Genomic DNA, 18,602 nt, shown 5'->3' with positions numbered 1-18,602 from the left:
TCCTGTGAAATGTGTCGTGACATACATCATTCCCTGCTGACCTTTCTTGCACAAAATATAAACAAAAAATGTAGATCTCTGTCACATTTTTGCGTTATACAGGAACCTCGCCACTGAGTAAGAGGTGCTGTTATGACGTCGCTATCTCGTCCACGCGTGGAGTTTATCTCCACTATTTTACAGACCGTGTTGAATCTGGGGTTGCTGAGTCTGGGCCTGATCCTGGTCGTATTCCTCGGGAAAGAAACGCTGCATCTGGCGGATGTGCTGTTCGCGCCGGAACAAACCAGCAAGTATGAACTGGTGGAAGGGCTGGTGGTTTACTTTCTCTACTTTGAATTTATCGCGCTGATTGTGAAGTACTTTCAGTCAGGTTTTCACTTTCCGCTGCGCTACTTTGTCTATATCGGGATCACTGCGATTGTGCGGCTGATCATTGTCGATCATAAAGCGCCGATGGATGTGCTGATCTATTCTGCGGCGATCCTGCTGCTGGTGATCACCCTGTGGCTGTGTAATTCCAAACGGCTGAAGCGAGAGTAAAAAAACAACACGCCGCATTCGGGCTGCGGCGTGTTGCATGTCAGGGTTACTGCGCAGAGGCTGGCTGGGTTTTCTCCGCCGCGGGTTCCCACAGCTCTTCAAATTTATCCATCGTCATGATCGCTAATACGGTAAAGCTTAGGTTGATCACGCCGATGGCGATAACGCCTGCGGCAAACTAATTCTGTTTAATTTGTCGAGTTTCAGGCGAAAAATTGATTTGCAGTGATGGGGGCACGAAAGGAAATAATCGTAAGCGTAATGCAAAATAACATAAAAAAAGGGCGCTCCGTAGAGCGCCGAATAACAGTCACAGGTTGGGATAACATAAGTTGAGGGTTGCAGTGGCATTGCCCGTTGCCGGGCAGTTACTTCGGTAAAACTTAACCTTTCACACCACCCGCTGTCAGTCCGTTAACCAGCCAGCGCTGTGCCAGCAGGAACACCAGAGTGATCGGAATGGCTGAAAGTACAGCTGCGGCGGCAAAGTCGCCCCACAAATAGTTCTGTGGATTGAGGTACTGCTGCATACCTACCGCAAGGGTATAGCTGTTCACATCACGCAGCAGCAGTGATGCGACCGGTACTTCGGTAATCGCGGCAATGAAAGACAGAATAAACACGACCGCCAGAATCGGAACGGAAAGCGGCAGCAACACCAGGCGGAATGCCTGCCATGGCGTTGCGCCATCCAGCGCGGCCGCTTCTTCCAGCGAACCGTCGATGGTTTCGAAATAGCCCTTAATCGTCCACACATGCAGCGCAATACCGCCGAGATAGGCGAAGATCACGCCACCGTGAGTGTTCAGACCAATAAACGGAATGTACTGGCCCAGGCGGTCAAACAAAGCATACAACGCGACCAGAGACAGCACCGCCGGGAACATCTGGAATATCAGCATCCCTTTCAGTAGGGTTGCTTTGCCCGGGAAGCGCATACGGGCAAAGGCGTAAGCGCAGGTGGTGGAAAGCGTCACGATACCGATCGCGGTAATGGTGGCTACTTTCACCGAGTTCCACAGCCATAACAGCACCGGGAACGGCGGCGGCGTCACGCGGCCATCCGCATGCTCAACGCTAAAGCCCAACGCCAGTTTCCAGTGTTCCCAGGAGATGTTTTCCGGGATCAGGCTGCCGGTGGCAAAGTTACCTTCACGCAGCGAGATAGCGATAACCATCAGCAGCGGGAACATGATCGCTGCAATGAAAATCAGCAGCAGCAAGTGCGTTGTTAAGAGACGCAGTTTCTGAGATTTGGGTTGTACCATAGCCATGTTCGTTGTCTCCCTTAATCAAACTTCATACGCGTGGCTTTCAGGTTCACGATGGCCAGCGCACCGACCAGCAGGAAGATCAGCGTGGCAATCGCCGCCGCCAGACCGAAGTCCTGACCACCGCCGCCTTCGAAGGCGATACGGTAGGTGTAGCTCACGAGCAGGTCGGTATAGCCTGCTGGCGTGGTGGTACCAAGACGGTCTGGACCACCGTTGGTCAACAGTTGAATCAGCACGAAGTTGTTAAAGTTAAAGGCGAAGCTGGCGATCATCAGCGGCGTCAGCGGCTTAATCAGCAGTGGCAACGTAATCTTAAAGAAGTTCTGGAACGGACCTGCACCATCCATCGCCGACGCTTCATACAGGTCGTCAGGGATCGCTTTAAGCAGACCCATGCACAGGATCATCATGTACGGGTAACCAAGCCAGGTGTTGACGATAATAATCATCGAACGCGCGGTGGTTGGGTCGCTGAACCAGGCCGGTTTGATGCCAAACAGCGCGCTCAGCATCATGTTGATTTCACCGAAGCTCTGGTTGAACAGTCCTTTGAAAATCAGAATCGAAATAAACGACGGTACGGCATACGGCAGAATCAGCAGGACACGGTAAATCGCTTTGCCTTTGAGAGACTCCCACTGTACGAGACAGGCCAGTACCATCCCCACGGCCACGGTGAGGATCACGGTCAGAACGGAGAAGACCACCGTCCAGACAAAGATGGCGAAGAACGGTTTCTGAATGCCTTCGTCGGTAAATACGCGGGCGAAGTTGTCCCAACCGATGGCAACGGTATAGCCTGGGCTGAGTTTTTCGTTACCCCAGCTACCGTCAGCGTTAATTGCCTGATAATAACCAATATCGTTGTTGGCGCGGTATTTTACGCCGCTTTGGCTGTTGGTAAGCGTGCCGTCATCAGCGAGCGTATAGAGTGGCTGCGTGCCGGAAAACTGGCGCAGTGAACTCATAATCACTTTGCTTTCATCTGGCAGGATGGCGGTGAGTTGGGTTAACGCCTGGCGATTTTGCGTGATGATTCGCAGCGTCGCACGTTCGCCCGCTGGCAGCGCCTCGGCTTCTTTCAAATGCAGTTTCTGTTCGCCGCCAAATTTAAAGGCGTCGGAGAGATAATTCTTGCCGGTTTCACCGTCGGTGAGGGCCAGTTGCCACTCCGTACCCGCCGGATACAGGCCGAAGTTGTAGGTTTTCCCCGCCTGATAAGAACGGTCCATCAGGACTTCCTGAGCACGTTCAAAGGTCAGTTGGTTGGTGCTGCTGTAGTTGGTAAAGGCAATTGCGATAGTACAAATCAGCGGAAACAGGACAAACAGCCCCATCCCGGCAACGCCTGGGTAAACATAGCGCCAGGCGTAGGCTTTACGGTTAGCAAAAATATACAGGCCAGCAGAGCTTAAAATCAGCGTCATGATGGCAAACAGGTACTCCCCCTGAGCATACATCAAAACAACAAGGTAACCGACCAGCAGCCCAAGCAGACCCATCACTGACCATTTCAGCCGGTCGCTTTGCCACCAGTGTTTCTTTTTAATGACATCCATGGGGATCAATCCTCTTTACGCTTTATCCTTCGCACTACCTCTTTGTTGGCTGCGGAAGCTCACCCCAGTCACTTACTTATGTAAGCTCCTGGGGATTTGCCTCCTTGCCGCCTCGATGTAGCGCGAATGATTTCGCGTAACAACGTATTCAATAAACCTGATTCCCTAAGAAATAAGGGAACCGTATTACTTGGTGATACGACCTTGTGCATCTTTCAGCGCGGCATCGACGGTCTGACGGCCGCTGGCAGCGTTGATCACTGCGGTACGAACGGCATACCAGAATGCGGACATCTGCGGGATGTTCGGCATGATCTCGCCTTTCTGGGCGTTATCCATGGTGGCCGCGATACGCGGGTCTTTTGCTAACTGATCCTGGAAGGATTTCAGCGCAACCGCGCCCAGCGGTTTGTCCTTATTCACTTCATCCAGACCCTGATCGGTCAGCAGGTAGTTTTCGAGGAACTCTTTTGCCAGTTCTTTGTTCGGGCTGGCAGCGTTGATACCTGCGCTCAGAACGCCCACGAACGGTTTGGACGGTTTACCCTTGAAGGTTGGCAGCAGGGCAACGCCGTAATTCACCTTGCTCTTATCGATGTTGGACCACGCCCACGGACCGTTGATGGTCATCGCGGTGTCACCTTTGTTAAAGGCCGCTTCGGCGATGGAGTAATCGGTATCCGCGTTCATGTGTTTGTTCTTGATCAGATCAACCAGGAAGGTCAGACCCGCTTTTGCGCCCGCGTTGTCCACGCCCACGTCTTTCACGTCGTACTTGCCGTTTTCAAACTTGAACGCGTAACCGCCGTCGGCGGCAATCAGCGGCCAGGTGAAGTACGGTTCTTGCAGGTTGAACATCAGCGCGGATTTTCCTTTCGCCTTCAGCTCTTTATCCAGCGCAGGAATTTCTTCCCAGGTTTTTGGCGGGTTCGGAACGAGGTCTTTGTTGTAAATCAGCGACAGCGCTTCAACCGCAATCGGGTAGGCAATCAGTTTGCCGTTATAGCGTACGGCATCCCAGGTGAACGGATAGAGTTTGTCCTGGAACGCTTTATCTGGGGTGATTTCAGCCAGCAGGCCAGACTGAGCGTAGCCGCCAAAACGGTCATGTGCCCAGAAGATGATGTCAGGGCCATCGCCAGTCGCGGCAACCTGTGGGAACTTCTCTTCCAGTTTGTCCGGGTGCTCAATGGTGACTTTGATACCGGTGTCTTTCTCGAATTTTTTGCCCACTTCAGCGAGGCCGTTATAGCCTTTGTCGCCGTTAATCCAGATAACCAGCTTACCTTCTTCAATCTTGGCGAGAGCCGAGGCGGAAAACATCATCGTCGTTAATGCAGACAATGCGAGGATGCGTGCGCCAGTTTTGATTTTCATAGTTCCCATCCTGTTTGGTGATTTTGCAGAGGTGGCTTAACGGTTACTAGTTTCTTTATACGACAACCTCTTTCCATCCTCCTTACCCCTACGCCCCACCCGCTCTTTATGTGATCTGTGTTACATAAATGTGAGTATTGCGTACTGGCGCACATAAAAACCCACTGATTTTTGCAGGCTGCATCACGAAATTCCTCCGCGGCGTACGGCCCGGGTCTCAGACGCTGTTCTCTCATCCTCCCGCCTCCTCCCCCATAAAAAAGCCGGGGGTGGAGGATTCACGCAGTCAAGGGATCACGCATAGTCAGCCCATCATGAATGTTGCTGTCGATGACAGGTTGTAACGAAGGGAGAAGGGCATGGCGAGCGTACAGCTGCGAAATGTAACGAAAGCCTGGGGTGACGTGGTGGTATCGAAAGATATCAATCTCGACATTCACGAAGGGGAATTCGTGGTGTTTGTCGGACCGTCAGGCTGCGGTAAGTCGACCTTGCTGCGTATGATCGCCGGGCTTGAAACCATCACCAGTGGCGACCTGTTTATCGGGGAGACCCGGATGAACGACATTCCCCCCGCCGAACGCGGCGTGGGTATGGTCTTTCAGTCCTACGCGTTGTATCCCCATTTATCCGTCGCAGAAAACATGTCGTTTGGCCTCAAACTGGCTGGCGCAAAAAAAGAGGTGATGAATCAGCGCGTGAATCAGGTCGCGGAAGTTCTGCAACTGGCGCACCTGCTGGAGCGTAAACCGAAAGCGCTTTCCGGCGGACAACGTCAGCGTGTGGCGATTGGCCGAACGCTGGTTGCCGAGCCGCGCGTATTCCTGCTGGATGAACCGCTGTCGAACCTCGACGCCGCTCTGCGTGTGCAAATGCGTATTGAAATCTCCCGCCTGCATAAACGTCTTGGCCGCACGATGATTTACGTCACCCACGATCAGGTCGAAGCGATGACGCTGGCCGACAAAATTGTGGTGCTGGATGCTGGTCGCGTGGCGCAGGTCGGCAAACCGCTGGAGCTATACCACTATCCGGCTGACCGCTTTGTGGCGGGCTTTATTGGTTCGCCGAAGATGAACTTCCTGCCGGTGAAAGTCACCGGGACGGCCATCGATCAGGTGCAGGTTGAACTACCCAACCGCCAGCAAATATGGCTACCAGTGGACAGCCATGCGGTACAGGTTGGTGCCAACATGTCTTTAGGTATCCGCCCGGAACATCTGCTGCCCAGCGATATCGCCGATGTCACCCTCGAAGGTGAAGTGCAGGTGGTCGAGCAGCTTGGTCACGAAACTCAAATTCATATCCAGATCCCCGCCATCCGTCAAAACCTGGTTTACCGCCAGAATGACGTGGTGTTGGTAGAAGAGGGTGCCACATTCGCTATCGGCCTGCCGCCAGAGCGTTGCCATCTGTTCCGTGAGGATGGCACTGCATGTCGTCGGTTGCATCAAGAGCCGGGCGTTTAAGGTCCCCATAAAAAACGAAACGCAAAGCCATTCGAAGCTACATCGAGGCGGCAAGTAAATGAATCCCCGGGAGTGTACAAAGAGTACGCGACTGGGGTGAAAGAACGCAGCCAACAAAGAGGCAGCCCGAAGGGGGACGCGTTTAAAGAAAAGCAATGATCTCAGGAGATAGAACGATGATTACTCTGCGCAAACTCCCTCTGGCGGTTGCTGTAGCAGCAGGCATTATGTCTGTTCAGGCAATGGCTGTAGATTTCCACGGTTACGCTCGTTCCGGTATTGGCTGGACAGGGAGTGGCGGTGAACAACAGTGTTTCCAGGCAACCGGTGCACAAAGTAAATACCGTCTCGGTAACGAATGTGAAACCTATGCGGAAATCAAATTAGGTCAGGAAGTGTGGAAAGAAGGCGATAAGAGCTTCTACTTCGACACCAACGTTGCTTACTCCGTCGCACAGCAGAATGACTGGGAAGGCACAGACCCGGCATTCCGTGAAGCAAACGTGCAGGGTAAAAACCTGATCGAATGGCTGCCAGGCTCCACTATCTGGGCCGGTAAGCGCTTCTACCAGCGTCATGACGTACACATGATCGACTTCTACTACTGGGATATTTCAGGTCCTGGCGCCGGTATTGAAAACATCGATCTGGGCTTCGGTAAACTGTCTTTGGCAGCGAGCCGTTCACAGGAAGCGGGTGGTTCATACGCTTTCAGCAGCCAGAATATCTATGATCGTACCAAAGACACCGCGAACGATGTATTTGACGTTCGTTTAGCGCAGTTGGCAACTAACCCGGATGGGATGTTGGAACTGGGCGTTGACTATGGTCGCGCGAATACCACCGACGATTACAGGCTGGCGGACGGCGCATCTAAAGATGGTTGGATGTTCACCGCTGAACATACCCAGAGCATGCTGAAGGGCTACAACAAGTTTGTCGTTCAGTACGCCACAGATTCCATGACCACCCAGGGCAAAGGCCTGAACCAGGGTTCTTATGGTTCTTCCACTACGACCATTGAAGATCCCGTTACTGGCGTTAAAACCAACTATGCCAACAATGTTGTGAATAACAACGGTAGCCTGTTCCGCGTGCTGGACCACGGTGCAATCTCCCTGGGCGACAAGTGGGACCTGATGTACGTCGGTATGTACCAGAACCTCGACATGGATAACGACCTGGGGACCGAATGGTACACCGTCGGTATTCGCCCGATGTATAAATGGACGCCAATCATGAGCACCCTGCTGGAAGTCGGTTACGACAACGTCAAATCTCAGCAGACCAGCGATCGCAACAGCCAGTACAAAATCACCCTGGCCCAACAATGGCAGGCGGGTGACAGCATCTGGTCTCGTCCGGCAATCCGCGTCTTCGCAACCTATGCAAAATGGGATGAAGAGTGGGGTTACATCAAAAATGGTAACGACGTAACCAAATTCGCAGCGGCAACGAACTCTGGTCTCAGCACAACCAGCCGTGGCGACAACGATGAGTGGTCCTTCGGTGCCCAGATGGAAATCTGGTGGTAATTCAGCACTAACCTGACGTAAAGACCGAAAGAGGGGCGCAAGCCCCTCTTGATTACGGTTTAGCGCGCTATTGCCTGGCCACCGCTGAACCCATGCTATCTGAGGTGATAACAATGAAAATGAAGAAAAGTCTCGTTGCCCTTTGTTTATCTGCAGGGTTATTTGCCAGCGCACCTGGCATCAGCCTGGCCGATGTGAATATTGTTCCGCAGAACACCACCGCGGCCCCATCTATTCCCACTGCGGCGCTGCAGCAGTTAACCTGGACGCCTGTTGATCAATCCAAAACCCAGTCTTCGCCGCTTGCGACAGCGGGTCAGCGTCTGGATGTCGCCGGTATTACTGGCCCGGTCGCTGCGTATAGCGTCCCGGCGAATATTGGCGAGCTCACCCTGACGCTGTCCAGTGAAGTGAATAAACAAACCAGCGTATTTGCGCCAAACGTATTAATTCTTGACCAAAACATGACGCCATCTGCGTTCTTCCCCAGCAGCTATTTTACCTACCAGGAGCCCGGCGTGATGAGTGCCGATCGTCTGGAAGGGGTAATGCGTCTGACGCCAGCGCTGGGTCAGCAAAAACTCTATGTTTTGGTCTTTACCACTGATAAAGATCTCCAGCAGACCACAACCCTGCTTGACCCGGCAAAAGCCTATGCCAAGGGCGTAGGTAACGCTATTCCGGATATTCCAGACCCGATCGCCCGTCATACCACCGACGGTTTACTGAAACTGAAAGTCAAAACCAGCTCTTCCTCCAGTGTTCTGGTCGGGCCGCTGTTTGGCTCATCCGGCCCTGGTCCTGTCACGGTGGGCAATACCGCCGCGCCTGCGGTGACCTATGCGGCTCCGGCAGCAGCCGTTGCTGCTCCAGCGCCACAACCGGTGAAGAAAAGTGAGCCGATGCTGAACGACACGGAAAGTTATTTTAACCAGGGCATTAAGGATGCCGTTGCGAAAGGCGATGTCGATAAAGCGCTGAAGCTGCTTGATGAAGCTGAGCGTCTGGGATCCAAATCTGCCCGATCCACCTTTATCAGCAGTGTAAAAGGCAAGGGGTAAACATCGCCCCGCATTGTTGATTTTGCAACAACTGGTGCGTCTCCTGGCGCACCTTTTTTTATCCTTCGGTGCTAATTGTTACACTTATGTTGCTCTGGCGATCACTTAATTGTGTTTGCTCACCCCGTAATGCATTTTCTGCGATACAATGCCTTCAAGTTATAAATCGGAGAGTAAGGCATGCCACACCCTGCGTTAACGCAACTGCGTGCGCTGCGTTATTTTGATGCGATCCCGGCGCTGGACGCCCAACTGCTCGACTGGTTGTTACTGGAAGATTCCATGACTAAACGTTTTGAGCAGCAGGGAAAACAGGTCACCGTAACGTTGATTCGCGAAGCATTCGTTGGGCCAAATGAGGTGCCTGAAGAGCTGCCGCTGCTGCCTAAAGAGTCCCGTTATTGGTTACGTGAGATCCTGTTATGCGCGGATGGTGAACCCTGGCTTGCCGGGCGGACCGTGGTGCCTGAATCAACCTTGTGCGGCCCTGAGCTGGCCTTACAAAATCTGGGAAAAACCCCGCTCGGACGTTACCTGTTTACATCATCGACATTGACCCGAGATTTTATTGAGATTGGCCGCGATGCAGCGCTGTGGGGGCGCCGTTCCCGCCTGCGGCTGAGCGGTAAGCCGCTGATGCTTACCGAGCTTTTTCTACCTGCATCGCCGTTGTACTGAGAGGAAGATAAAGATGGAGTGGAGTCTGACGCAGAATAAGCTGCTGGCATTTCACCGCTTGATGCGTACGGATAAGCCAATCGGTGCCTTACTGCTGCTCTGGCCTACGCTGTGGGCATTGTGGGTGGCAACCCCAGGCATGCCACAATTGTGGATCCTGGCGGTTTTTGTCGCTGGCGTTTGGTTAATGCGCGCTGCTGGCTGCGTGGTGAATGATTATGCCGACAGGAAATTTGACGGACACGTTAAACGCACCGCAAATCGACCGCTGCCAAGCGGGGCCGTCACTGAAAAAGAGGCCCGAACGCTGTTCGTCGTATTGGTACTGCTGGCCTTCCTGCTGGTTTTGACGCTCAACACGATGACCATTTTGTTGTCCGTTGCGGCGTTAGCGCTGGCGTGGGTTTACCCGTTCATGAAACGCTATACGCACCTGCCGCAGGTGGTGCTGGGGGCGGCGTTTGGCTGGTCGATCCCGATGGCGTTCGCCGCCGTGAGCGAGTCCGTACCGCTGAGCTGCTGGCTGATGTTCCTCGCCAATATTCTCTGGGCGGTGGCCTACGACACGCAGTATGCGATGGTTGACCGCGATGATGACCTGAAGATCGGCATTAAATCGACCGCGATTCTGTTCGGTCAAAACGACAAGCTGATCATTGGTATCCTGCAGGTGGGCGTACTGGTGCTGATGGCGCTGGTGGGTTGGCTAAACGGGCTGGGACTGGGTTATTACTGGTCTCTGCTGGTGGCTGGCGCGCTGTTTGTATATCAGCAGAAACTGATCGTCAATCGCGAGCGTGATGCCTGTTTTAAAGCGTTTATGAACAATAACTACGTCGGTCTGGTGCTGTTCTTAGGGCTGGCGATGAGCTACTGGCAGCCTTAATTGCTTGTACTCATCATCATTTATGCTGCAAAAGCAGCGAAGAAGAGCCAACGTTGTAAAGAGATTTTGGCTCTTCTTTGCTTCTAATGATACCTTTCTCGTGATAGCTATCTTTTACTCACTATAAAACGTCATTTTTTTTGTCAATCAGCTTTACAGAGCTGAAATTTATTATTCATTAAATTTATATATTATTTAAATGTTTTATGATTATACATATTATTAATTTATTTAATTTTGATAAATAAATCAATAATCCGTTTTTTCAATGAGTTTGCATGTGATGAAAAACGGTGTTTATCACTATACTTTAAGAATTTGCTTATGTTTCCATTTGTTTCATTTTGTGTGTGTATGTATGTAGATTGACTGAATACTTTATTAAATTTATCTAATTTAATAAAGTAAATCCTTAATGGTAAATTTTTATCTGTAATAAGGACTAGAGAGAAATATTACACTCAAATAGTTTTATTCATTCTTATCTAAGAATCACCTCTAATGATATTAAATTATCAGTTGGAGGGTGGCTAGGTATTATTATTGTAAAGGATTATATAAAATGTTCAAAAAAACACTATTAGCTGTAATCGCTGCTTCTGCTTTTTCTGGCGCTGTTTTCAATGCCTCTGCTGCTGACCAGGGCCACGGGAAAATTACGTTCCAGGGCATCGTTATTACCGCGCCTTGCTCTATCGTTCCAGGCGATGAAGATCAGACAATTAATCTGGGCCAGGTCGCTGATAAAGTCCTGAATGGCGATAGCAAATCAAGACCGGTTGACGTCAATATCCGTCTGCAAGATTGTGTTCTGACGACGGGTGGCACAACTATCGATAAAGTAAAAGTGACTTTCTCATCTGCTAATGCGGATAGCAGCACTAACCTGCTGAAAAACACTGAAGACGGTCTCTACGGTTCAGCGACGGGCGTGGGCGTTCGTCTCCTGACCCAGAGTGGTGCAAACGTAGTAATGGGCACTGAACAGCTCGTGAATTTGGTTGCGGACAACTCTAATCAGGTTCTGACTTTCAAAGCCCGTATGGAAGCTGTGGCAACGCCGGGTGCTGTAACCCCGGGTAACGTTAAATCCGACGTCAATTACGTTCTGGCTTACAACTAATCGCTTCGCGATTGATTATTCTGTAGTCAAAGTCGGTGAGGGAATCACCGACTTTTCAATGTTTTATTAAAAGAAACGAATTTTATGGAAAATAAAAAAAAGGTCGCTTTAAGCAAATTATTTGTTTTAATAAAACAGTCTCTGTACCCAGTGATCATCACTGCGGCAACACTTACACCTGCCTGGGCGGTTCAGTTCAATACTGGTATGCTCGATCTTGAAGATAAAGAAAATATTGACCTCAGCCAATTTGAAAAAAAAGGATTTATTCCGGCGGGGCAATATATTGCCAATGTTGATATCAATAAAAGGCGCTTCCCGAATACATGGTCATTTGAGTGGATCAAAGCCGATAACGAAAGTGGTTCGCTTCTTTGTCTGACCAATGAAGACTTAACAGCGTTTGGTTTCGCGGATGAATTCATCCAGCAGTTGCACCCCATCAACCCACAGGGGTGTTTAGATGTCGTCAACAAACCTGAACTTGTCGTCAGACTGGACAAAGCCGATATGGTCGTCACCCTTATTGCGCCCCAGGCGTGGATGAAATATCAGGCCAAAAACTGGACGCCACCGGAGTTTTGGGATGATGGTATTGCCGGACTCATACTGGATTACAACGTGTATGCCAGCCAGTATGATCCTGATGAGGGTGATAAGAGCCAGAGTCTCAGCTCCTATGGCACGCTGGGTTTTAACCTTGGCGCATGGCGTTTGCGCTCGGATTATCAGTACGACAAATCGTACGTAGATGGCCATTCAACCAGCAGCAATAGCGGAATGGATCGTACCTATCTGTTTCGTCCCATTCCCTCTATTGCCTCGAAACTGACTCTGGGTCAGTACGATCTGAATTCAGATTTATACGATACGTTCCATTTTACCGGTGCGTCGCTGGAAAGTGACGACAATATGCTGCCGCCTGACTTGCAGGGATACGCGCCGCAAATTACCGGTATTGCGCAGACTAACGCTAAAATTACCGTCACCCAGAACGGACGAATGGTTTACCAAACGACGGTTTCCCCAGGGCCGTTTAATATCACGGATATCGGTGATACTTTCCAGGGGCAGCTTGATGTGACCGTGGAAGAAGAGGATGGACGCAAAAATACCTTCCAGGTCGGCGCATCTTCAATCCCTTTCCTGACCCGTAAAGGTCAGGTACGTTACAAAGCTTCAACCGGTAAACCTACCTCTGTGGGTCATACCGATGTAAATAACCCCATGTTCTGGACCGGCGAATTTTCCTGGGGATGGGCGGGGAATACCTCACTTTATGGCGGGGCGTTACTGACAGCTGACGACTACCAGGCCGCCACCGCAGGTATGGGTTTTAACCTGAACAGCTTTGGCTCTCTCTCATTTGATGTGACGCGGGCGCAGGCAAATTTGCGCACCGGGAATAAGCAGGATGACGAGAAACAGCGTGGCTATAGCTACCGTATGAACTATGCCAAACGGTTTGAATCGACTGGCAGTCAAGTGACGTTTGCAGGCTATCGTTTCTCCGACAAAGAATACGTTACCATGAGTGAATACCTCACGGCACGAAGCGGTGACAACTCGAATTACAACGAGAAAGAGAGCTATGTCCTTTCTTTTAACCAGTATATTGATGCGTTAGCGGTTAATACCTATCTCAACCTGTCACGAAATACGTATTGGGATGAGTCTGCCAGCACTAACTATACGCTGTCTGTTAGCCGAAATTTTGATATTGGCAGCTTCAGGGGGATCTCCTCCTCAATGTCGATCGGTCGTTCGGAATGGGATGGCACAGAACAAACGCAATATTATCTGACGTTCTCAGTTCCACTGGAGCAAAACAAAAGACTTTCCTGGAGTATGCAGAAAAATGGTAGCGGCGGTATGTCCCATACGGCTTCTTACTATGATTCTTCCGACCTCAACAATTCATGGAACATTTCGGCAGCGGGCGACGAAAGTGATTTCCGCAAGGCAGAGCCTACCCTCCGTGCGGGCTACCAGCACTACTCGCCTTATGGACGTTTAAACGTAAACGGCAGCGTTCAGCCCAACGCTTATAACTCCATTATGGCGGGCTGGAACGGATCGTTCACTTCTACGCGTCATGGAATGGCGCTTCATGATAACAGCAACGGCAATAATGCCCGCATGATGGTCGACAGCGATGGTATTAGCGGTGTTCCGTTAAGTGATAAACGCACTGTGACCAACATGATGGGTATTGCTGTTACCAACTCGGTCAGTAATTACATGACTTCCTCTGTTCGTGTGGACAGCGATAAATTACCGGATGGCGTAGATATCAATAATTCAGTCATTAACACGACGCTCACCGAAGGGGCAATTGGCTATGCGAAGCTGAATGCAACAAAAGGTAATCAGATATTCGGTGTTATCAGACAGGAAGATGGCCGCTATCCACCGCTGGGCGTGACCATCGTGGATATTACCAGCGGTAAAGATGTCGGTCTGGTTGCTGATGAGGGTTATGCCTATCTCAGTGGGCTTCAGGAAGACAGTAAATTACGTCTTCAGTGGGGAGATAATACCTGTGAAATCACGCCTCCAGACGAAAGTAATACTAGCGGTCAGGTACTAATTTTACCGTGTAAAAAAGTAAATTAATTCAGGATGAATAAAATGAAACCCACATACATTGTTAAAGGACTAATCGGTTTATTAAGCGTTTGCTCTGTTGCAAATGCCGCGGTCTCTCCGGACAGAACGCGCATTATCTTTAATGAGACGGATAAAAGCGTCTCTATCAGATTAACCAACCAGAGCAAAGCCTTGCCTTATTTGGCTCAGTCGTGGGTTGAAGATAAAGACAGTAAAAAAACGCGGCAGTTTATCTCACCTTTGCCGCCTCTGCTGCGTATTGAAGCCAATGAACAAAGCCAGGTGCGTCTGATGGGGCAACCCGCGTTGAAGCAACTCCCGGCAGACAGAGAATCCCTCTTTTACTACAACATACGAGAAATTCCGCCGCGTACAGAACAACAAAACGTCATGCAAATGGCCATGCAGAGTCGGCTGAAATTATTCTGGCGTCCCAAAGCTATCGTTCTGAAAGAGGGGCAGGCGGTACCCATGGAAAAGGTGGACGTCTCGCGCACGGTATCGGGAATTACCGTTAAAAATGGCACGCCTTACCACATGACCATCGGTTATATCGGTGTTGATGGTAAAACGCTTTTGCCGGGAACAAAGAGTTTTATGGTTAGTCCTTTTGATCAGGCCACTTCAGAGATCAAAAATCTGCCCGCTAAATTCCAGATTGGTTATATCGGTGACTATGGCGGTTTAAACATGTTTAGCGTGAACTGTACAGCGGTGCAACCTGTTTGTCATAGCGAACCCGTGCAGAGGGGGAAATAATGAAAACGATGATTAAGCTGTTTTGTGCATTGCTTTTCCTTGCCTCATCATCATCATGGGCGGTTGATTGCTATCAGGGGCAACGTGGCGGAAATACAAGCGCCACGGTTCGTTTGAATCCATTTAAAGTGCCTTCAAATGCAATACCGGGTAGTAAAATATGGGAAAGTTCGGACATCAACGTCACCGTGTATTGCGATAATTCGGTGGGGTGGACGGAGAATGATCCGACGGAAGAACTGTTCGCTTGGGTTAAATTATCAGCGAAAAATGACATGTCCGCCTTAGAGAGTGACTATTTTATCGTTGGCGTAAACTATAACGGTCAGGATTACGATGGGGTTGATGTACCAGTTCCCACCAATGCTTGTCTGGATAAAATCAGCCTCGAGAACGGTTATGTTGAATATCATTGGCCGTCTGCGTGTCCTGGTGCTGGGGGGGCCCCAGTGCAAAATACTACTTTTAACGCTCGCTTTCGTTTGTATGTGAAGTTAAAAGCCTTTCCTGCTGACCCTGATGCTGTCTATAACTTCGGCGCTATTAATGTGTTGCAGTTTGATGGTGATGGCGGTGCGAATTTACAGTCCAATGCGAAAAACTTTAATTTCAATATCACTGGGTTGGATAACATTGAGTTCCTGGACTGTAATGTCGATATCAAAGTTTTCCCGGAAAGCCAAATCGTCGATTTCGGGGCATTTACAATGGATGATTCTACTGTGGTCGAAAGGCCATTTTCGGTTTCAACGATCAGGGATGCGACTGCAGAATGCTCAGAAAAGTTTGATGTTACCCTAAGTTTCAATACTGACGATCTCTATGGCACGAGCCACGCGGATATGAAGAATGGTTTATTAATGCAAATAAGGGATGAAACTGAAGGAGAAGACCTTGAGTTGAATCGCTATTATCCCTTTGCGACTTACAATCCAGGTGATGCAAGTACGGTGACCCATAACTATAAAGCGAAGCTAACGAAAAATCCGCAGAGAGAGGTTGAATTCGGTCCTTTCAGCAAGGATTTGATCCTCAAGCTCAACTATGAGTAGCCAGAGCTAAAAAAGCGGGCCACATTATGTGGCCCGCTTTTTGTTTAGATGCTCGTTATACTTCAAACCATATCTGCCGCATATTTATTCGTCCTGAGCTGCGCTTTCAATGGTCAGACGCACATCTGACGTGACCAGTTCGGCCAACATCTGATAGATCTTCATCGTCTCTTCCGGTTCGGCATCTCCGGTATCGCTGATGAATCCCTCGTCACGCAGCGTCAGCACCAGAGAGCTGAACACGGCTTTATCGAAGAATTCCGGCGCGTTAATGCCGTGCAGTACGGAGAGGCGTTGCGCCACGGTGCGGCTCTCTTTCTCCAGCGTGCCACGGTTGATAGACGGGTTCGCGCTCAGCAGCCAGAAGGTAATGGCGTAGCGTTGCAACGTCTCGCGAGCACCCGCCGCCAACAGCTGTAGCGTACGGGAGCGGGCCGGATTGATATGCAGTTCGTCATCGTTCAGGGCGATCAGTCCCTGGCGCTGCATTTCGCTGGCCAGTTCGTCAATCACTCCGGCGAGTTCATCACGCTCCCAACGTAAGAACAGCTCTGCTTTCAGCATCGGGTACAGCGCATCAATATGCTGCTGTAGCGCGGCGCGTGAAATACGACGATGCTGAGTCACAATGGCTGCCATTAACGAAGGCAGAACCAGCATATGCGCAATGTTGTTGCGGTAATACGTCATCAATACCGCCTGCTCGCGCGGCAGAATGATGATGTCACCGATGGTGTCTTTCTCGACCTCAAACTTATTCATCTGTAAGGCATGGTCGATCAATTCACTGGCGCTCTGCGCAGGAACCGTAGCATCCGCCGCATACGGCACGTTGCGCAGCAGACTCAGATAGCAGTCGAGCTGTTCAGTCAGTTGCTCACGGGTCAGAGAGCGCTGGCGGGAGGCCAACAGCGCGGTACAGCACAGGTTCATGGCATTGGCCGCGCCTGCATTGTTAATGCGTACCATCAGATCGGCGGCAATGTTATTCACCGTCGGCGTCAGCCAGGCTGGGCGGATGGACTCGATAGGATCGATCGATTCACGCCACTCCGGTACATGCTGGTTGAGGTAAGTCATCAATGGCATCGGTTCGCCAAAGTTGACATACCCCTGGCCCAGATTACGCAGCTTGCTCAAGCCACGCAGCATTTGCGGCAGACTCTCTTTCTCTTTCGTCGCGCCACGCAGCTCTTTCGCGTACGTGCCCACTTCCATTACGTGCTCGTAGCCGATGTAGATGGGGACGAGAGTAATCGGACGCGTACCGCCGCGCAGCATCGCCTGAATGGTCATCGACAGCGTGCCGGTTTTCGGGTCGAGCAGACGCCCGGTACGTGAACGGCCTCCTTCGACAAAGTATTCAACCGAGTAGCCGCGGCTGAACAGCTCGCCCAGGTATTCGCGGAAAACGGTGGAATAGAGCTTGTTGCCCTTGAAGGTACGACGAATAAAGAACGCGCCCAGACGGCGGAAAATCGGACCTGCTGGCCAGAAGTTCAGGTTGATACCGGCAGCGATGTGCGGCGGAACCAGCCCCTGGTGGTACAGAACGTACGACAGCAGCATATAGTCCATATGGCTGCGGTGGCACGGAACATAGACGATTTCGTGCCCATCGTGCGCCAACTGACGTACACGCTCCGCATTGTGAACGTTAATCCCCTGATACAGACGGTTCCAGGTAAAGCCCAGAATACGGTCTGTCAGACGAATCATCTCGTATGAGAAGTTAGCGGCAATCTCTTCCATCAGCGCAATGGCATTTTGCTGCGCTTTTTCGTGGGAGATTTTTTTACTGCGCGCTTCATCTTCTACCGCGCGAGCGATAGCTTTTGAGGCCAGCAGTTTATTGAACAGGTCCTGGCGGGCAGGGAGGCGCGGGCCGACTGCGGCCAGACGCTGACGAGCAAAGTGCATGCGCGCCACGCGAGCCAGCTTCTGAGCGATGATTTTATCCGTACCGTGTTCGTCCGCCATGCGACGCAGGGAGACCGACGGGGAGAAGCGGACAAAACTGTCGCGACCCAGCCAGGACACAGCAAAGAATTTCTGTACGCCGTTCAGCATGCGCAGCGGCGGATTGACCTCGCCTTTTTCACGCCCAGGCGCGCGGCCAAACATCACCGAAACCGGCACCATTTGCACATCCAGGTCTGGATTGCTGCGATGCAAGTCGAGATAGTTATGGAACAGCTTAATGGACTCTTCTTTCGGCGTGTAATAGGTGAACACGCGCGGGCCGCCGTGAATAAACACGTAGCGCGGCAGCAGAGTTCCGTCTATCTCCAGCGGTTCCAGGGGATCCGGGAGATCGTGCACCAGACATTGGGCACGCAGCGTCAGCAAGTCTGCTTTTGAATTGTACGGTAGGACGTACATAATGGGACGCGAAGTATCGAGCCCCAATTCCGGGGCAGGTTCTGCCGGAATAGACTTGCTTTTTACCAGGACGCTTAATGGTAAATTCAGTAATTTGTAGTAAATTCGTGGCCAGCCGGACATAAACGATGTAAAGCCTCTGGTTAATAATGCAAATGCGCTGCAAGGATATCAGAAAGTTTAGTGAATTTCTGGTGTATCCGGTCATACTTCGCGCTGCTTTGCCACACCCTGAAACAAACGGGGTAACGTTACAATGACATTGACGCTAATAATGTAAAAAGGTTCTTTTTG

14 protein-coding genes are annotated in these 18,602 nt (G+C 50.8%); 10 read left to right on the top strand and 4 right to left on the bottom strand.

The genetic code is table 11. The features are described 5' to 3' along the window. Nucleotides 1-132 precede the first annotated feature (132 nt). Entirely contained in the window at nucleotides 133-543 is a 411-nt protein-coding gene (gene psiE, locus HV243_RS23060; protein WP_003031674.1) for a phosphate-starvation-inducible protein PsiE, read from the top strand. A gap of 383 nt (nucleotides 544-926) precedes the next feature. Here the strand turns inward: psiE and malG are convergent, their stop codons facing one another. From malG to malE, 3 genes are all read right to left on the bottom strand, one after another. After that, nucleotides 927-1,817: a maltose ABC transporter permease MalG gene (malG, locus tag HV243_RS23055; RefSeq protein WP_016155340.1), complete on the bottom strand. Its 891-nt coding sequence runs from the start codon at nucleotides 1,815-1,817 to the stop codon at nucleotides 927-929. A gap of 14 nt (nucleotides 1,818-1,831) precedes the next feature. Continuing rightward, nucleotides 1,832-3,376 (bottom strand): maltose ABC transporter permease MalF, encoded by a 1,545-nt coding sequence (gene malF, locus HV243_RS23050; RefSeq protein WP_053389644.1) that lies wholly within the window; start codon nucleotides 3,374-3,376, stop codon nucleotides 1,832-1,834. Between the two features lie 186 nt (nucleotides 3,377-3,562). Further along, entirely contained in the window at nucleotides 3,563-4,753 is a 1,191-nt protein-coding gene (gene malE / locus HV243_RS23045; protein WP_016155342.1) for a maltose/maltodextrin ABC transporter substrate-binding protein MalE, read from the bottom strand. A 359-nt stretch (nucleotides 4,754-5,112) separates the two neighbouring features. Between malE and malK the strand changes: the two genes are divergently transcribed. From malK to HV243_RS23000, 9 genes are all read left to right on the top strand, one after another. Then, nucleotides 5,113-6,222 carry a maltose/maltodextrin ABC transporter ATP-binding protein MalK gene (malK, locus tag HV243_RS23040; protein ID WP_016155343.1) on the top strand — a complete coding sequence of 370 codons (1,110 nt, stop codon included), beginning with the start codon at nucleotides 5,113-5,115 and terminating at the stop codon, nucleotides 6,220-6,222. A gap of 176 nt (nucleotides 6,223-6,398) precedes the next feature. After that, nucleotides 6,399-7,757, top strand: a complete 1,359-nt coding sequence (locus tag HV243_RS23035; RefSeq protein ID WP_016155344.1) for a maltoporin — start codon at nucleotides 6,399-6,401, stop codon at nucleotides 7,755-7,757. A 113-nt stretch (nucleotides 7,758-7,870) separates the two neighbouring features. Beyond that, on the top strand, nucleotides 7,871-8,818 hold the full coding sequence (malM, locus tag HV243_RS23030; protein ID WP_016155345.1) for a maltose operon protein MalM: 948 nt from the start codon (nucleotides 7,871-7,873) through the stop codon (nucleotides 8,816-8,818). A 180-nt stretch (nucleotides 8,819-8,998) separates the two neighbouring features. Continuing rightward, nucleotides 8,999-9,496, top strand: a complete 498-nt coding sequence (gene ubiC / locus HV243_RS23025; protein WP_053389643.1) for a chorismate lyase — start codon at nucleotides 8,999-9,001, stop codon at nucleotides 9,494-9,496. 13 nt (nucleotides 9,497-9,509) lie between these two features. After that, entirely contained in the window at nucleotides 9,510-10,382 is an 873-nt protein-coding gene (gene ubiA / locus HV243_RS23020) for a 4-hydroxybenzoate octaprenyltransferase (RefSeq protein ID WP_053389642.1), read from the top strand. A gap of 562 nt (nucleotides 10,383-10,944) precedes the next feature. After that, a complete protein-coding gene (locus HV243_RS23015; RefSeq protein ID WP_047357735.1) occupies nucleotides 10,945-11,505 on the top strand; it encodes a fimbrial-like protein in 561 nt (186 codons plus the stop codon). A gap of 207 nt (nucleotides 11,506-11,712) precedes the next feature. After that, a complete protein-coding gene (locus HV243_RS23010; RefSeq protein WP_242672057.1) occupies nucleotides 11,713-14,121 on the top strand; it encodes a fimbria/pilus outer membrane usher protein in 2,409 nt (802 codons plus the stop codon). A 15-nt stretch (nucleotides 14,122-14,136) separates the two neighbouring features. Further along, the gene (locus tag HV243_RS23005; RefSeq protein WP_047357733.1) at nucleotides 14,137-14,874 is read left to right on the top strand and encodes a molecular chaperone; all 738 of its coding nucleotides are present in this window, start codon (nucleotides 14,137-14,139) and stop codon (nucleotides 14,872-14,874) included. Continuing rightward, nucleotides 14,874-15,926, top strand: a complete 1,053-nt coding sequence (locus HV243_RS23000) for a hypothetical protein (RefSeq protein ID WP_046275044.1) — start codon at nucleotides 14,874-14,876, stop codon at nucleotides 15,924-15,926. The genes HV243_RS23005 and HV243_RS23000 overlap by 1 nt, the downstream gene beginning before the upstream one ends. An 84-nt stretch (nucleotides 15,927-16,010) precedes the next feature. Here HV243_RS23000 and plsB read toward each other — a convergent pair whose 3' ends face one another. Next, nucleotides 16,011-18,431 carry a glycerol-3-phosphate 1-O-acyltransferase PlsB gene (gene plsB / locus HV243_RS22995; RefSeq protein WP_046275043.1) on the bottom strand — a complete coding sequence of 807 codons (2,421 nt, stop codon included), beginning with the start codon at nucleotides 18,429-18,431 and terminating at the stop codon, nucleotides 16,011-16,013. Nucleotides 18,432-18,602 lie beyond the last annotated feature (171 nt).

The sequence above is a fragment of the Citrobacter sp. RHBSTW-00599 genome (assembly GCF_013784065.1).
In the GTDB taxonomy this organism is placed as follows: domain Bacteria; phylum Pseudomonadota; class Gammaproteobacteria; order Enterobacterales; family Enterobacteriaceae; genus Citrobacter; species Citrobacter braakii.
This window is presented reverse-complemented; position numbering and strand designations above follow the sequence as displayed.

Coding starts and splice junctions, on each gene's coding strand:
- ubiA (WP_053389642.1), top strand. CDS start 9,510: ATGGAGTGGAGTCTGACGCAGAATAAGCTGCTGGCATTTCACCGCTTG.
- ubiC (WP_053389643.1), top strand. CDS start 8,999: ATGCCACACCCTGCGTTAACGCAACTGCGTGCGCTGCGTTATTTTGAT.
- HV243_RS23035 (WP_016155344.1), top strand. CDS start 6,399: ATGATTACTCTGCGCAAACTCCCTCTGGCGGTTGCTGTAGCAGCAGGC.
- malK (WP_016155343.1), top strand. CDS start 5,113: ATGGCGAGCGTACAGCTGCGAAATGTAACGAAAGCCTGGGGTGACGTG.
- HV243_RS23000 (WP_046275044.1), top strand. CDS start 14,874: ATGAAAACGATGATTAAGCTGTTTTGTGCATTGCTTTTCCTTGCCTCA.
- psiE (WP_003031674.1), top strand. CDS start 133: ATGACGTCGCTATCTCGTCCACGCGTGGAGTTTATCTCCACTATTTTA.
- malF (WP_053389644.1), bottom strand. CDS start 3,376: ATGGATGTCATTAAAAAGAAACACTGGTGGCAAAGCGACCGGCTGAAA.
- malE (WP_016155342.1), bottom strand. CDS start 4,753: ATGAAAATCAAAACTGGCGCACGCATCCTCGCATTGTCTGCATTAACG.
- plsB (WP_046275043.1), bottom strand. CDS start 18,431: ATGTCCGGCTGGCCACGAATTTACTACAAATTACTGAATTTACCATTA.
- HV243_RS23015 (WP_047357735.1), top strand. CDS start 10,945: ATGTTCAAAAAAACACTATTAGCTGTAATCGCTGCTTCTGCTTTTTCT.
- malM (WP_016155345.1), top strand. CDS start 7,871: ATGAAAATGAAGAAAAGTCTCGTTGCCCTTTGTTTATCTGCAGGGTTA.
- HV243_RS23005 (WP_047357733.1), top strand. CDS start 14,137: ATGAAACCCACATACATTGTTAAAGGACTAATCGGTTTATTAAGCGTT.
- HV243_RS23010 (WP_242672057.1), top strand. CDS start 11,713: ATGCTCGATCTTGAAGATAAAGAAAATATTGACCTCAGCCAATTTGAA.
- malG (WP_016155340.1), bottom strand. CDS start 1,817: ATGGCTATGGTACAACCCAAATCTCAGAAACTGCGTCTCTTAACAACG.